Annotated in this window: 9 protein-coding genes; all 9 read left to right on the top strand. The window is 47.6% G+C overall.

The window, feature by feature from the left end; translation table 11 throughout:
* Positions 1 to 81 precede the first annotated feature (81 nt).
* The 9 genes from J0M30_01320 to J0M30_01280 all read left to right on the top strand — a co-directional run bounded on the left by J0M30_01320 (position 82) and on the right by J0M30_01280 (position 17,373).
* On the top strand, positions 82 to 3,438 hold the full coding sequence (locus J0M30_01320; protein MBN8666111.1) for a TonB-dependent receptor: 3,357 nt from the start codon (positions 82 to 84) through the stop codon (positions 3,436 to 3,438).
* Between the two features lie 25 nt (positions 3,439 to 3,463).
* Complete coding sequence (locus J0M30_01315; GenBank protein ID MBN8666110.1) at positions 3,464 to 5,020, top strand: RagB/SusD family nutrient uptake outer membrane protein; 1,557 nt, start codon at positions 3,464 to 3,466, stop codon at positions 5,018 to 5,020.
* A gap of 33 nt (positions 5,021 to 5,053) precedes the next feature.
* A complete protein-coding gene (locus J0M30_01310; GenBank protein MBN8666109.1) occupies positions 5,054 to 5,923 on the top strand; it encodes a LamG domain-containing protein in 870 nt (289 codons plus the stop codon).
* Between the two features lie 90 nt (positions 5,924 to 6,013).
* Entirely contained in the window at positions 6,014 to 7,243 is a 1,230-nt protein-coding gene (locus J0M30_01305; GenBank protein ID MBN8666108.1) for a hypothetical protein, read from the top strand.
* A gap of 5 nt (positions 7,244 to 7,248) precedes the next feature.
* The gene (locus tag J0M30_01300) at positions 7,249 to 10,536 is read left to right on the top strand and encodes a VCBS repeat-containing protein (GenBank protein ID MBN8666107.1); all 3,288 of its coding nucleotides are present in this window, start codon (positions 7,249 to 7,251) and stop codon (positions 10,534 to 10,536) included.
* Between the two features lie 71 nt (positions 10,537 to 10,607).
* A complete protein-coding gene (locus J0M30_01295) occupies positions 10,608 to 12,065 on the top strand; it encodes a glucosylceramidase (protein ID MBN8666106.1) in 1,458 nt (485 codons plus the stop codon).
* Positions 12,066 to 12,087: 22 nt separating this feature from the next.
* The gene (locus J0M30_01290) at positions 12,088 to 13,548 is read left to right on the top strand and encodes a glycoside hydrolase family 30 protein (protein ID MBN8666105.1); all 1,461 of its coding nucleotides are present in this window, start codon (positions 12,088 to 12,090) and stop codon (positions 13,546 to 13,548) included.
* 239 nt (positions 13,549 to 13,787) lie between these two features.
* Positions 13,788 to 15,353: an Ig-like domain-containing protein gene (locus tag J0M30_01285; GenBank protein ID MBN8666104.1), complete on the top strand. Its 1,566-nt coding sequence runs from the start codon at positions 13,788 to 13,790 to the stop codon at positions 15,351 to 15,353.
* 25 nt (positions 15,354 to 15,378) lie between these two features.
* Positions 15,379 to 17,373 (top strand): gliding motility-associated C-terminal domain-containing protein, encoded by a 1,995-nt coding sequence (locus J0M30_01280; GenBank protein MBN8666103.1) that lies wholly within the window; start codon positions 15,379 to 15,381, stop codon positions 17,371 to 17,373.
* The last annotated feature ends 16 nt before the right edge of the window (positions 17,374 to 17,389 follow it).

The following is a 17,389-nucleotide window of genomic DNA, read 5'->3' as shown; positions in this document are numbered from 1 at the left end:
CTACAATTTAAATGTATGAAAAATTATGAGAATGTAGCTTTTTCTCCTGCCCACTCTGTGTTTCTTAAAACTGTCCGCATTATGAAACTGACGCTTGCTTTCTTGACGTTATTCTGCATGCAGCTTTCCGCCAGGACGTTTTCGCAGGATAAGATCACCCTTAAAATGAACGAAGCCGAATTGAAAAAGGTTTTGTTCGCCATTGAAAAGAAGACGAGTTATCGTTTCCTTTTCAGTGAGGATGTGGTCCGCAATAAACCCCGTGTCAGCGTGGACGTTTCCAACGCCCCTCTTAACGAAGTGATGAGAGAGGTATTGGGAAATACAGGCATTGGGTACAAAATCATTAATAACAACCTGGTGGTTTTAAAATCGAACCTGAATTCCACGGACATTGATGTAGTGGACAAGACGGTTAGCGGTAAGGTGACCAGCGCGACGGGTGACCCGATGGTGGGTGTATCCGTAACGATCAAGGGTTCACGTACCGGGACAACCACCGATGCCAATGGTAATTTCTCCCTCACCGTTCCCGATGACGCCACTTTGGTGTTCAGCTATGTGGGCTATGAGGACCAGGAAGTTTCTGTAGTAGGTAAATCAACCATCAATGTATCTCTTGACCTTTCTGTAAAGATCCAGGATGCGGTGGTTGTGATCGGCTATGGTAGCGCCAGCAAGCGTGACCTGACCGGTTCGATCGTGAAAGTATCTGGTAAAGAAGTGGCCGATAAACCCAATACCAACCCCGTAGCTTCCCTGCAAGGAAAAGTGGCTGGTCTGTATGTAGTGAACAATGGTACACCGGGTGCTGAACCGGATATCCGGATTCGGGGTACCACCTCGATCGGTAACCTGAAACCATTGTATGTAGTAGATGGTGTTTTGCAAGACAATATCAATTACCTGAACCCGAACGATATCGAATCGATGGAGATCCTGAAGGATCCTTCTTCACTCGCCATCTTTGGTGTACGCGGTGCCACTGGTGCGATCGTGATCACTACCAAACGTGCAAAGGCAGGTCAAACCATTATCAATTTCAATACCACTTACGGTTTCAAAACCCTGGTGGATAAGATCGAAATGGTAGATGCCAATACTTTTGATGAGTTGTTTGACGAGGAAAATGCCAACAACGGTATTCCTACTCCTAACTACAATGCAATCAAAGGCGGTAACAATACTGACTGGATCGATGCGGTAACCCGCACCGGTAAGTTCAGCACCAATAACCTGAGCATTGCCGGCGCCAGCGAAACCAACAAGTTCAACTTTGGACTGGGTTATATCTCTGATGAAGGGATCATTCAACATGAGCGCCTTCAGCGTATGACGCTTTCTCTGAACGATGAGTTCCGCGTAAGCAAAGGCATCAAACTCGGTGTAAACCTGAATGCCTCCCGCCAGCGTAACCCTTACAATGCCACAGCGGTATTGGATGATGCACGCAAAGTGATGCCTCATATTTCTTCAGGCACAAAACCTTTCCGCGTGAAGAACCCATATGGTTCGGATAGCGTGAATGTAAACCTGTATTCCGATGTATTCCGCGCCCTCCAGAACTCGGGTGTGGTCAATCCTTTGCTGGAACTGGAAAACAGATATGACAAGAACATTAGTTATGAGAACCGTTATGTAGGAAGTGTGTATGCCGATATCACGCTGCTCCGCAACCTGAATTTCCGTTCTACATTCTATGCCGATATCAGCAATGTGAACTCCCGGACCTATTCTCCGCTTTTCTATGCGTACGATCCCGGTACCAGCCTTCCCGTGCTGTACAGCAACCGTACCAGTGTAAGCGAGTTTGATGCTGATTGGAAAAAGTATCAGCAGGATTATATCCTGAACTACAAAAAATCCTTTGGCAGCCATAACTTCAATGCTACAGCCGGTTTCACTACCTTCTATTATGGTACATTCCAACGGAGCGCTACTTCCAGTCAGGGTACTGGTGCTACGGATCGTCCGATCCCGAATGATGAGCGCTTCTGGTATATCAGCAACGGATTTGGTTATGTAAACCAGGGTGCTGCTTCCTCTACTCAGAGTGAGTACACAACGGTTTCTTACCTGGCCCGTATCTTGTATAACTATCAGAACAAATATTACCTGAATGCTTCTTTCCGTGATGATGCCTCTTCACGTATCCCTGAGAAAAACCGCCATCAGCAGTTCTGGTCGGTAGGTGCTGCCTGGGAGCTTACCCGTGAAGATTTCATGATGGATCAGAACATCATCAACTTCCTGAAATTAAAGGCTTCCGTTGGTGTACTGGGTAACCAAAGTACATACGGTTTGTCGGGTGACTATCCTTCTTATCCTGGTCTGCGTGGTGGTACGGTGGTGCCCTTTGGCAACAACATCGTTACCGGTGCCCTTCCTGCTTATCGGGTGAACCCTGATCTGCGTTGGGAAACTGTAGCCGCTGCCGAGGTAGGGGTGGAAGTGAACGCGTTTGATAATCGCCTGCATTTTGAAGCCAACTACTATAACAAAACCACCAGAGACATGATGACCTATGTATCTTTAGGTTCATTGGGTCTGGATGACCAATTGGAAAATGGTGGTGAGATCCGCAACTGGGGTACAGAATTGTCCGCCAGCTGGGTACAGAAAGTAAACAACGACCTTACCATTAATTTCTCGGGTAATATCACCTTCATGGATAATGAAGTGAAGAGTGTGGCCTCGAGTCTTCCTGGTGGATTGATCATCCGCGCCTATGCCAACAATGGATCTGCTGAAGCCCGCACCATGCCGGGTAATCCCATTGGTTCGTTCTTTGGCTATGTGGTTGAAGGTTTGTATCAAACCAACCTGGATGTTCTTCTGTCGCCTCCTGCTTCTTCCCTCGGTGCATATCGTCCTGGTGACTTTAAATTCAAAGACACCAATGGTGATGGTGTGATCGATGCAAGTGACCGCGTGGTAATCGGTAACCCTTCTCCTGACTTCATCTATGGTGGTTCGATCAGTGCAAACTACAAGCGTTTCAACCTGGGTGTTGACTTTGGTGGAGTATACGGCAACGAAGTGTTCCGTGTATGGGGTTCTCTTGAATCTCCCTTCCAGCGTGTGAATTATCCTGCCTTCAAAACCGAAAGGTGGAATGGACCGGGTACTTCGAACTGGGAGCCTATCATCAGCCAGGCTGACCGTTTCAACTACAATGGTTCTACCTACAATATCGAAGATGGTAGTTATTTCCGGATCCGGAACCTGCAATTGGGCTATGATTTCGATCCTAAGATCCTGGGCAAAGCCCGTATCAAAGGTTTGAGAGTATTTGCTAACGTGCAGAACCTGAAGACCTGGAAAAAGAACAAAGGATACACTGCTGAATATGGTGGAGATGCGATCGGCTTTGGTTTCGACTTTGCCGGTGGTGCAATTCCGAGAGTGACAACCTTTGGCCTGAATGTTACGTTCTAATCTAATACTACTAAAGAAACAGGATATGAAAAAATACAATAAAATCTTCTGGAGCCTCCTGCTGGTGACCCTTGGGTTTGCTACTGTGACCGGCTGTAAGAAATTTCTTGACCGGAAGCCTTTGTCCGCTACCCTGGACGATTATGGCAGTGAGCTGGATGGCCAGGCAGTAGGTCTGTATGCGATCTTTAATACCTATGCAGGTTTTAATACCCTGCCTTGGATAGATTTCAACAGTATTCGCGATGACGATGCCCAAAAGGGAAGTAGTGCTACGGATGGTGCCGAGGTTGTAACAGAGTTTGAGACCTTCCAGTACACCAAAGACGACTGGGCTACCAACTCCTATTGGGATGACCACTTTTACATGGTCAACAAGTGTAACCAGTTGTTACACACTGCTTCGATCAATAATTTGTCCGATCCCTCCTCCTTACGGAACATGGGTGAGGCTTATTTCTTCCGCGCATATGCGTACTTCGAACTGTTAAGGGCTTATGGTCCTGTTCCGAAGATCGACTACTTCTATACTGTAGCTTCGGACGGTATTCAACCCAAATCAACCGAGGCTGTGATCTTTGCCCTCATTGATAAGGATCTGGATTCTGCGGTTAAATTGCTCCCCATCAACTGGTTCAACAGTACCACAAACAACAACCCTTTCCCTGGTCGTCTGACCTATGGAGCGGCTCGTACCTTGTGGGCGCAGACTTATATGTGGCGTCAGAACTGGGCACAAGCGTTGGCTCAGTGTAACCTCGTGATCGGATCCGGTCAGTATTCACTGGCTCCCAAGTTCATCGATGTATGGAAAGAAGGATTGAATGGTGCCGGTAAAAACGGTCCTGAGTCCATTCTGGAAATGCAGGCCTATCTCGGGCCCGGTGGTACGCCTGATTATGGTTCTTTCTATGGTGTTTCCCAAAACGTACGTCAGGGTGGTGCCGCACAAGAATGGAACCTGGGTTGGGGATGGAACACACCCACGGATAAACTGGAGAATGACTGGGATGATACCGATCCCCGCAAAGCGGCTACGATCCTTTATTCTGGTCAGTTCGATGGTGGCCCTGCTACCGGTGGTTTTGGTGCAACCCTGCCTGTCTACGGTCCTGGTACATCACTTGATCAGAAATACTGGAACAAGAAAGTATATTCTGACCCGGCTGTTCGTCAGGTAACTGGTACACAAACTTCTGGCTATCCCGCCTGGATCAACCACCGTGTGCTTCGTTATGCGGATGTGATCCTGATGAAAGCGGAAGCTTCCAACGAGTTGGGTGATGGCGCTACTGCCGAAGCCATGCTCGAACTGATCCGCGCCCGCGCCCGTGGTGGTGCCAGCGGTATTCTCCCTCATATTTCCTTTGTAAGTCAGGCGCAGATGCGTCAGGCGATCAAGGATGAAAGACGTTGGGAGTTCGCGATGGAAGGTTATCGTTTCAATGACCTCGTACGTTGGGGTGATGCCCTTTCTGTTCTGGGTCCTCTGGGATATACCGCTCGTTGTAACTACTATCCGATCCCTCAAAAAGCGATCGATCTGTCTGGCGGTGTTCTGGTTCAAAACCCCTTATGGTAAATCCTTTAATCGTTACTCATAAAACTTGTCCATATGCGACTTAACACAAAAAAGATAGCACAACTCCTCCTCATCGGGATACCCTTTGTATCGCTGGTGGGTTGTCAGAAGTTTTCGCGCCCGGCCCTGGGAGACTATCCGGAGGATGTTCCGGTGACGCCAACCACGCCGTTGCGTTTCTATGCCAGCTTTGATTCAACCACAGCGGATGACAAGCAGATCAATATCCGGTTTAAGGATAGTATCTCTGGTTATCCCTCCTTCTTCCCCAACAGTTCCCTGGGTATTACACCTGGTGTGCGCGGTACGGGTTTGAAAGGTGCTGATGGTGCGGCCCTGAACTACCTGAGTGCAAATGACTTTTCATCAGCTACCAGCTTTACGGTTGCCTTTTGGGAAAAGAACTCGGTACCTACTGGCGGAAACGCACAGTTTGCCTTTACCCTGCCAAACAAAGACTACTGGTCCAATACCTGTATGTTCATCCTGTTTGACCACACGGGTTCTGGTGCTACCACCGACTCGGCTGTTGTGAAATTCTATGTGAATGATAACAGCGGTGACAAATGGTTTGAGCTTGTAGGTGCCAACCGGATGCCTAACATCTATGATGGTAACTGGCACCACCTGGCTTTCGCATATAGCGAAACCACTTCGACCATGAGCATCTATCGTGATGGTGTATTGTACAAAGCCCTTGAGTGGACCGGTCACGGCCAGTTCAAAGTAACCCCCTCCAGCGTATTCAATGCAGTGGTGGGTGGTATGAACAAGCACGTATCGCTTCCTGGTCCCCAGGATAGCTGGATGGCCTCCTGGAAAGGAAGTCTCGACCAGTTCCGTTTGTACAATAAGGCTCTGAGTGATGCTGAGGTGTTGGCTCTTTATACGAACAAACTGTAACGTTTTTTTCAAGCAAGCAGCATAAGCAGTGCTAAGGGCTGAACATATTTATTATGTCAGCCCTTTTTTTTCTTAACCCTGAACGCTTTCATGAGTACCGGCTTGCCCACTTTTCGTCGTCGTTATGTCTTGCTTTTTTTGATGATCTCCGGTGTATTTCTGCTAACCCGTTGTATACCGGGTGGATCAAAAGAAAAAGAGAAAGAATCCCGGGTGGCATATTCCGATTTTGCCGGATCTGCTGCCTGTAAGTCCTGTCATGCCGATATACATGACGCGCATATAAACACGGCCCATTTTAAAACCAGCGCCGAGGCATCCCCGCAATCAATCCTTGGCTCCTTCAAAGAGGGGACCAATTCTTTCTCCTTCAATCCTTTAATCCAGGTCAAAATGGAGGAGCGAAAAGATGGCTTCTATCAGGTTGAATACGTTCACGGCGTAGAAAAAAGAGCCCGTCGTTTTGATATTTCGGTGGGCTCAGGCACGCGTGGACAAACCTATCTGTATTGGTGGGAAGATACCCTGGCCCAATTACCGATCTCCTATTTTACCTCTGTACATGAATGGACAAACAGCCCTGGTTATTCCAACCGGGTGAGGTTTGGCCGCCCGGTGACCGCGCGATGCCTGGAATGTCATTCCACCTTTGCTACCGTGACCACAGGGATGGGTGCCAAAATAGACCTGTTTGATAAAAAGGAGATCATTTACGGAGTGGATTGTGAGAAATGCCATGGCCCTTCGCTGAAACATGTAGAGTACCACCAAAGCAATCCAGGGGATACAGCTGGAAAATTCACCCTGAATCCCGCCCGCTTTAGCCGACAGCAGCAGTTGGACCTCTGCGCCGTTTGTCATGGTGGCAAATTGAAACAGACCAGCCCCTCCTTTTCCTTTTTAGCAGGGGATAAATTAGGGGATCACTTTAGTTTAGATACTATACATAAAACGGTGGCAGATATTGATGTACATGGCAACCAGTACGGAATGATGGCGGCCAGTCCCTGTTTTATCAAGAGCCAGATGACCTGTGGGAGTTGTCATGCTCCGCATGACAAAGAAAAGGGTAACACAGCCGTTTATGCGCAACGTTGTCAAAGTTGTCATAATACATTACATGTCAATGAATGTAAGCTAAAAGCCACTAAAGGTTCCGTAATTTTAAGCAATTGCTCCAGCTGTCATATGCCGGAGTTGCCTTCGGGCTCCATTATGGTGATACGACAAGGCGAACAAGTGCCAACCAAGGCTGGAATGCATACACATTTTATCTCGATCTATCCGGAATTGACCGATAAGGTTTTGGGTAACAAATAAATTTTATGAAACGACACTTGAGACTGATACTTCCTGTTCTATTGATTTTTATCTGGATCAGTTCCTGTAAACAAAAACCTGCACTTTTCAATATTCTTCCTGCGTCGCAAACAAAGATCGACTTTACCAATAAGCTCGAGAACAAACACCTTTTTAGCATTTTATATTATCTCTATTATTATAATGGTGGAGGTGTATCTACCGGCGATATCAACAACGACGGATTGCCGGATATTTATTTTACCGCCAATACGAAAGGGAATAATAAACTCTATCTCAACAAAGGCAATATGGTCTTTGAAGATATCAGTGAGAAAGCAGGTGTGAAAGGTGTTTCCGATTGGTGTAGCGGTTCCACCATGGCCGATGTGAATGGCGATGGCTGGCTTGACATCTATGTATCATCGGTGAATAACAAATATGGTTTAACCGGTCATAACCAACTTTTCATCAATAACAAGGACAATACATTTACCGATAAAAGTATTGCGTACGGATTGAATGTATCCGCTTTTACTACGCAGTCTGCATTTTTTGATTATGACCACGATGGCGATCTGGATTGTTATATCCTCAATCAATCGCATCAACCCAACGCGAATATCGTTCCCGCGGCCAATCGTACCCGTACTGATTCACTGGCGGGGGACCGGTTATATCGTAATGATCTGAAGACAACAGGAAAATTCACCGATGTATCGGCAGAAGCCGGAATTTATCAGGGTAACCTGGGCTATGGTCTCGGTATTAGTATCGCAGACTTTAATAATGATGGATGGGAAGATATCTATGTGGGAAATGATTTTCACGAAAACGATTACTACTATATCAACCAGCAAAATGGCAAATATGTGGATGAAGGCGCCCAACATTTTGGGCATTACAGCCGCTTTAGCATGGGAAATGATGCCGCCGATTTCAACAACGACGGCATGATCGATATTGTTACGGTGGACATGCTTCCGCCGGATGAGAAGACCATGAAGACCTATGGTAGCGATGAGAATTACGACATCTACAATCTGAAACTGACCGGTAATGGTTATCAGGACCAGGTGTCGCGCAACTGTTTACAATTAAACCATAACAACGGCGCCTATTTTAGCGATATCGCTTTACAAGCCGGTATGCACGCTACCGACTGGAGCTGGTGTCCGCTGATGGCGGATTTTGACAATGATGGAAATAAAGACCTGTTTATTTCCAGTGGTATCGTAAAGCGGCCGGTTGACCTCGACTATGTTCGCTTTGCTTCCGATCTCAAAGCCAAGGGGATGGATGCTACTGATAAATTTGATGATGAAGCCATCAAGGCCATGCCCGATGGAGCGATACACCCATTCTTTTTTAAAGGGGATGGAAAACTGAGTTTTACCGAAGTAAGCAAAGAATGGGGAACGGGCGGCCTTAAAGGTTTTTATAATGGCTCTGCCTATGCCGACCTCGACAATGATGGTGACCTGGACATGGTGATCAATGTACTGAATGCCACCAGTTTTGTAATGGAGAACAAGATGGCGAAAAAGAGTTTTCTTTCGCTCACCCTGAAAGGAGATAGCTTAAATACAACAGGTATTGGTGCGAAGACCTGGCTATTTACCAAAAACGGGATGCAGTATCAGCAGTTGATGCTGACCCGTGGGTTTCAATCTTCTTCTGATACGAGGCTTCATTTTGGCTTGGATTCACTTACCACTGTGGATAGCCTTCTTGTGGTGTGGCCTGATCAACGTTTTGAAGTTTTGCGAAATGTAGCGGTCAATCAGCGGTTGAACCTGGAGCAGAAGAATGCTACAGGTATATTTGATGCCAGCACCTATTTTACTCCACACGAAGTTCCCTTCAAAGACGTGACAGATGAAGTGGCCCTGGATTGGCGGCATAAGGAGAATGGATTTGTGGATTTTAATATTCAATACCTCATTCCCCATAAACAAAGTACACGTGGTCCGCGCATAGCCGTGGCCGATGTGAATAAAGACGGGTTGGATGATTTTTATGTTTGTGGTGCCAAGGGACAACCCGGCGCTATGATGCTTCAGCAAGCGGGAGGCCGATTTGTGGCCATAGATACTACCTTGTTCAAAGTTTTTGCCGTTTGCGAAGAAGTAGATGCTGAATTCTTTGATGCCAATGGAGATGGATACCTTGATCTTTGGACTGTAAGCGGCGGCAATGAAATGCCAGCCAATGAAAACGCGTCAGCCGATCATCTTTACCTTAATGATGGGACCGGGCATTTCAAGATTGCTTCGGGAGCCCTACCATTCATGACCGAGAATAAATCCTGTGTAACGACGGCCGATATTGATAAGGATGGTGACCTGGATGTGTTTGTTGGGTTTTTGTCGGACATACGTAAATACGGGATGCCGCAGAGTTCATATCTCTATCTGAATGATGGCAAGGGTAAATTCAAGGTGGCACCTACACCCACAATGAACCTGCTCAAGATCGGTATGGTTACCGACGCACAGTTTACAGATCTGAATAAAGATGGCTGGCCCGACCTGGTGGTGGCAGGTGAGTTCATGCCCATTAAAGTGTACATGAATAATAAGGGGATATTTGAAACCACTGATCTTCCCGGAAGTTCAGGCATCTGGCAACGTTTGCTGATGACCGATGTGAATGGCGATGGTAATATGGATTTTCTCGCTGGTAACTGGGGACATAATAGTAAACTCTGGACCGGTAAGAATGGTCCTGTGAAACTCTACACCCGGGATTATGATAACAATGGTTCTTTTGAGCAGATCATGTGTTATACCATCAATGATAAGCAATACACCTTTCTGGCCAAGGATGAATTGGAAAGGGCCTTGCCTGTTTTGAAAAAGGCCTACCTCTCGTACAGCGAAGTAGCCGGTAAGGATGTGAAGTACGTGTTCTATGACCTGTTCAAGAATTATACAGAAGCAACAGCGGAAGTGTTGGGGTCTTCCTGTTTTCTGGGAGATGGCAAAGGAGGTTTCCGCCGCATCGATCTGCCGGGAGAACTGCAATTGGCACCGATGATGGCCATCTTGCAGGATCCGTCGGCCAAGCAACCGACCTATATAGCCGGGGGGAATTTTTATGGCGTGTTGCCTTATGAAGGAAAATATGACGCGTTGTTGCCAACCCGGTTTTACTATGATAATAAAAAGGAAACCTTTGTCATTGGCTCAGTTACGCCGGTAAAAGGAGAAGTGCGGGATTTGCAATGGATTAAAAGAGGAGGCGTGGAGGAGTTGATGGTGGGGAGGAATAATGAAAGGATGGCTGTCTTGACCAGGATTAACAAAGATTAACCGGGATTTTGGGATTGAATTTTTGGATTTGTTTTTATGATGCTTTTTTAAATTATAAATATACTGTTATGATGAAGGGAAAAGGCGGGGTGCAGCGTATGATGTACCTGTTATTGATCACAGGAGCTGTGTCGATCAACTCGAATTGTAAGAAGGGTAGTGGTGGAAATGGTGGAGATCCACCCGATCCGGTAGCCACCACGATCACCCTGGAGAATTGGGTGACGCGAGGTGACCAGACCGCATTGGTTGAGAAGCAGGGTAATTTGGTTTCGGGTACAGTGACGGCCGGTATGCCCACGATTGATGTGGATTCGGCGAGCCGATACCAAACAATGGATGGGTTTGGATTTGCTTTGACAGGAAGCAGTGCCTATGTGATCAATAAACTTCCGGCTCCGCAAAAGGCCAGTTTGTTACAGGAGTTGTTTGGTACTGCTGCCAATTCCATTTCGGTGAGTTATTTGCGGATCAGTATCGGTGCTTCCGACCTGAGCCCCGAAGTATTTAGTTACAATGATCTTCCTACCGGGCAAACCGATCCCACTTTGGCCCAATTCAGTTTGTCAAAAGATACGGTGGACCTGATTCCTTTATTAAAGGAAATTCTTCTCATTAATCCTTCTATCAAGATCATGGCATCTCCCTGGAGTGCTCCGGTCTGGATGAAGGATAATGGCAGTTCCATTGGGGGAAGTTTACAAACCCAGTATTATTCGGTCTATGCCCAGTATTTTGTCAAATACCTTCAGGCCATGAAGGCAAAGGGCATTACGATCGATGCCATAACTGTACAGAATGAACCCCAGCACGGAGGGAATAATCCCAGCATGGTGATGAGCGCCGGTCAGCAGGGTGATTTTGTGAAAAATCATTTAGGGCCCGCATTTCAGGCAGCCGGGGTTACGGCCAAGATCATCATCTGGGACCATAACTGTGACAACCCCAATTATCCCATTACGATCCTGAGTGATCCTGCAGCGAAGGCCTATATTGATGGAACCGCTTTTCACCTGTACGGGGGAGATATTTCTGCCCTGTCAACAGTAAAGAATGCCCATCCTGATAAGAACCTTTATTTCACGGAGCAATGGACGGGTGCTAATAGTAGTTTTTCCGGTGATCTGCAATGGCATGTAAAGAATGTGCTCGTTGGTTCTGCGCGCAATCATGCCAAAGCCATCATTGAATGGAACCTGGCCAGCGACCCCAATTACGATCCACATACACCCGGTGGTTGCAGTGAGTGTAAAGGCGCGATCACTGCTACGACCACCAATTTTACCCGTAATGTGAGTTACTACATCATAGCGCATGCCTCCAAATTTGTACCTATGGGGTCGGTGCGTATTGGCAGTAATGATGCGGGAGGGATTTATACGGCGGCCTTTGTTCGTCCGGATGGTAAGAAAGTGCTGGTAGCGGTGAATGATAATGCCTCCAACACCACTTTTGTGATCAAGTATAAAGGCAGCACGGTACAAGCCTCGCTCACCAAGGGAGCGGTAGGTACCTATTTGTGGAATTGATCAAACCCAAAAACAACCAATTATGAAATATAGATTATTGATCCTCGGCGTGGTCATTTTTGCAGGCTGCAGCGAGCAGCAAAAAAGCAAGACCCCTGTTGCATCTGACTATTCCGTTGATGGCAAAACAGCGTATGTATATGCCACAGCCGACAGCAGTTCCCTTCGTTTATCCCTGACCGATTCACTTTCGTTCAAGGATATGGGCCAACCTTTCGAAACACAGATCTGTGTGTTTGTGGATCCCGATAAAACCTACCAAACCTATTTTGGTATTGGTGCGGCACTGACCGATGCATCGGCAGAAACTTTTTACAAACTTCCTAAAGACAAACAGGAAGAATTGCTGCGGGCCTATTTTGATAAGGAAAAAGGCATCGGCTATACTGTGGCGCGTACCAATATCAACAGTTGCGATTTCAGCAGCGATATGTACACCTATGTAAAAAAGGATGATAAAGAGCTGGCAAGCTTTGATATTTCCCATGACAAGAAATACAAGATCCCCTTTATCAAAGAAGCCATGAAGGCAGCCGGAGGTTCGCTCAATCTGTTTGCGAGTCCCTGGAGTCCTCCAGCCTGGATGAAGAACAACAATAATATGCTGCAGGGTGGCAAACTCAAGCAGGATTTCTATGATACCTGGGCCATGTATTATACCAAGTTCATCAAGGCTTATGAAGCGGATGGTGTACCCGTGTGGGGCATATCCGTTCAAAATGAACCCATGGCCACGCAACGTTGGGAAAGCTGTATCTATACAGCCGAAGAAGAAAGAGATTTTTTAAAGAATCATCTTGGTCCGGTGATGGAACGCGAAGGGTTGAAAGAAAAGAAGATCATCGTGTGGGATCATAACCGCGACCTGATGTACCAGCGTGCACAGACCTATTTCAGCGACCCTGAAGCGGCCAAGTATGCCTGGGGTATCGGTTTTCACTGGTATGAAGACTGGAGTGGTGGGACGCCGATGTATGATAATGTACGTCGGGTGTATGAATCCTTCCCTGACAAGAACATTTTCTTTACTGAAGGTTGTGCCGAGAGTTTTGACAGCACCCGGTACAATGCCTGGGTTTTAGGTGAAGAGTATGGCCGTTCCATGATCAATGATTTCAACAATGGCATGGTAGGCTTTACCGATTGGAATATTCTGTTGGATGAAACAGGCGGTCCCAACCATGTACAGAATTTCTGTTTTGCACCGGTACATGGCGATACCCGTTCCGGCCAATTAATTTACACGAATGCCTATTACTATATTGGTCATTTTTCCAAATTCATTCAGCCAGGAGCCAAGCGTATTGCAGCCGCACCGAGCCGGAGCCAGTTGCTGGCGACTGCTTTCCAAAACCCCAATGGCAAGATCGTGACCGTGGTGATGAACCAGTCGGATAAGCCTGCGTCTTATTTTGTTTGGGTGAAGGGAAAGGCTGTGGAAGTGAAAGCGATGGCGAGGTCGATAGCGACGGTGGTGTTTTGAGACGTGAGGCGGGAGAGACGTGAGGCGTGAGGCGTGAAACGTGAGAGACGTGAGGCGAGAGAGACGTGAGAGACGTGAGACGTGAAACGTGAGTTAACAGCTCACGACTGACGTCTCACGTCTCACGAAAAAATATAAATATGAAATCAAATTATAAAGCCCTATTCTTCGCAATAACCCTCCTGGTTGGTTCCTGCAGCGACAAAGGCAGCACACCGCCCAATCCGAAAGTGCCGCTGATGCGGGAGGTGACGATTGATAATGTTGTAGCGGGGAGTGAGGTGGTGTACAATGTGCGCTCACAGCCGGTGATCCGGATCAAGTTTAGTGAGCCACTGGATCCGGCAACGATCGCCAATGCCGTTTCATTAACAGAGTCGGTGAGCGGCAGTACGGCAGCGATAACCAGTACGCTTACCAATCAGGATTCGGTTATACAGGTACAGGTGAGTACGCCATTGCTTTTTTTATCCAAATACCGGGTAACGGTGAGCACGGCCGTAAAATCTTCCACAGGTGGGGCGCTTTATGCACCCGTTCCGCGCAACTTTATGACGGGTATTGATTCTTCCCGCAAGTTTCCGGCGATCACGGAAGATTCATTGATGACGCTGGTACAAAAACAAACCTTTAAATATTTCTGGGATTTTGGCCACCCTGTAAGTGGACTGGCCCGCGAGCGCAATACCTCGGGTGATCTCGTTACCTCTGGTGGATCGGGTTTTGGCATCATGACCATACCTGTTGCCATTGAAAGAGGGTTTATTACCCGTGCGGAAGGATTGGCCCGTATGCAAAAGATCGTTGGTTTTTTAACCAATACAGCCGTTAAAGTAAAAGGGGCCTATCCCCATTGGCTGAATGGCGCCACCGGGGCCATCATTCCTTTTAGTACGAATGACAATGGCGCCGATCTGGTGGAAACCTCTTATCTCATCATGGGTCTGCTCACGGCCCGGCAGTATTTTGATGGAACCAATGCGGCCGAGATCAGTCTTCGGGCAGATATCAATACGTTGTATGAGAATGTGGAGTGGGATTGGTTTCGGAACAGCAATCAGAATGTATTGTACTGGCATTACAGCCCCGACAAGGGATGGATCATGAACATGCCCATACGTGGTTGGAATGAATGTCTGATCACCTATGTATTGGCTGCTTCTTCGCCTACGCATGGGATTCCAAAAGCAGTTTACACAGGCGGCTGGGCAGGAGGCACCGGGTTTATCAATGGAAATAGTTATTACGGATACACCCTTCCGCTTGGGCCAAGCCAGGGTGGCCCCCTGTTCTTTGAACATTATTCCTTTATGGGGATCAACCCGAATGGATTGAGTGATGTATATGCCAATTATGCCACACAGACTAAGAACCATACCCTGATCAATTATCAATATTGTAAAACCAACCCCAAAGGATGGCAGGGGTATAGTGACAGTTGCTGGGGATTGACGGCCAGTGATATCCCGGCGGGATATACAGCCAGCTCGCCCACGAATGATATTGGCGTGATTGCGCCTACGGCGGCGCTGTCCTCTTTTCCGTACACACCGACCGAGTCCATGAAGGCCTTGAAGTTTTTCTATTATGTACTGGGAAATAAGATCTGGAAGGAATATGGGTTTGTGGATGCCTTTTCCGTTCAGGAGCCCTGGTTTGCGCCATCGTTCTTGGCGATTGACCAGGGACCGATCATTGTGATGATCGAGAATCATCGGACAGGGTTGTTATGGGATCTGTTTACCAGTTGTCCCGAAGTAAAATCAGGGATGTTGAACCTTGGATTTATCGCACCCTATCTATAGAGCAGGGATGTGGTTTAATTAATAAATGAAACGAATCGTCATAGCGTTGTTGATGAGTTTTGTCTACACAGCCAATGCCCAGCTGGGGGCGCCGGTTTACCTGCAAAATTTTGGGCAGGGGATCGGTACTGCCGTCCTGCCCGGGCCACCCCTGGCTGCCGGACTCACCTCATATACCTATAGCGATCAGTTATGCCCGCCTCCGGGTTCCTATTGCCTGGCGAGAAGAACGAATGTCAACAGTTGTTTCAATAATGAGTGGATCGATATACGACGTGATGACGATTATGATATGGATTTTGGGAATATGATGATCGTGAACAGCATAGCCAGTACCACAAAAAAGATCGTGTATGCCGACACGGTGGCCGCTTCCGTATGTCCGGGTACTACCTATCGGTTTGGATTTGCCACATATAACCTGGATAATCCACTTGAGGTTTGTCCGAATTCGGTGGACCTGCCGATTTTCCACATGAATATCATGGACCGTAATGGAAACCTCATTCGGCATGCAGTAACTCCGCAAATAAATTACGGCCCTGTTGCTCCCCCTGATCAAGGATACCGACTGGCGAGATATTGGATGGATTTTGTTGTACCTGCCGGGGTGGATAAGATTCAATTGTCCATTGAGCTGGATCCTACACTTGCCCGTTGTGGCGATGATTTTGCTTTTGACCGGGTTTTCATTTCTGCGGTGGGACCAACGGCTTCAATCTGGTACGACAACGAACCTCCCACCACCTTTATAAAATCCTTGTGTTATCAGGAAAATGGTTCAGTTCCGATGTCGGGTATGGTGGGCGCCTACTACGGCAACACCTCTTATCAATGGCAACAGAGTGTGGATTCCGGTTTGACCTGGAGTGATATTCCCGGGGCCACAGCCCTTCAGTACAGTACGGTTTACACAGCGCCTGATTCATTCCTGTACCGGTTGAGTGCTGGAGAAACCTTCAATATCGCCAACCCTGCCTGCCGCGTTGTATCCAATGTGATCCGGGTAAATGTGGACGGCCCGCCTGTTTTTACGGTGCAATCCAATTCACCCGTATGCGCCGGATCGCCCTTGCAATTCAAGGCTGAAGGGGCCGTTTCCTATACCTGGACGGGGCCAAATGGGTTCTATGATAATATCGCACAACCGCATATCTATTTTTCATCCCTGCGCGATAGCGGGGTTTATCGGGTAGAAGCTGTTTCATTGGGTGGATGCTGGGGCGAAGATAGTGTACGGGTACGTATCAATGGTATCGATGTCGATGCAGGCCCCGATACAGTGATCTGTAAAGGAGAGCCTGTTCCGCTATTTGCCGCTGCAGGGGCCCGGTATGAATGGAGCCCTTCCACCGGGCTGAGTTCCTCTTTTACCCGCCAACCCATTGCGCGTCCTGAAAGCAGTACCCTGTATACCGTAACGGTCACGAGTGCCGACGGCTGTCAGGATACGGCGCAAGTTCAAATTCGGGTACGCAATGCCGTTACCCTTAAAGCGGCGATCGATGGAATAAGCCACCTGTGTATTACCTACGATTCAGCATCCTTTGAAGATAAAAGCAGTGGAGTGATCACCAAACGCTGGTGGGATTTTGGCAATGGCCAAACAGATACCCTGGCCAAACCCGCGATGCAATATTATTCTACCTACCCCGGTGAACCCGATCGGATCGTGCGATTGGCTGTACAGGATACCGCCGGTTGTGTGGATACAGCCTATCATTCCCTGGAAGTACATGATAATTGTTATATCGCTGTGCCCAGTGCCTTTACACCCAATGGAGATGGAAAGAATGACCTGCTTGGCCCTACCAATGCCTTTAAGGCCAGGGACCTGACCTTCACGGTTTACAACAGGGCAGGACAGAAAGTATTTGAAAGCCGTGATTATGCACAACGTTGGGATGGCCGGGTAGGAGGGCAGGAGCAAAATACAGGAGTGTTTGTTTGGTTGTTAACGTATACAGATACTTTAGGGAAACGTATCCTTCAGCGAGGGACGGTTCTTTTGATCAGATAAACTTCTGTGCTTTCTG

It is taken from the genome of Chitinophagales bacterium (assembly GCA_017303415.1).
GTDB lineage: Bacteria > Bacteroidota > Bacteroidia > Chitinophagales > Chitinophagaceae > SpSt-398.
This window is presented reverse-complemented; position numbering and strand designations above follow the sequence as displayed.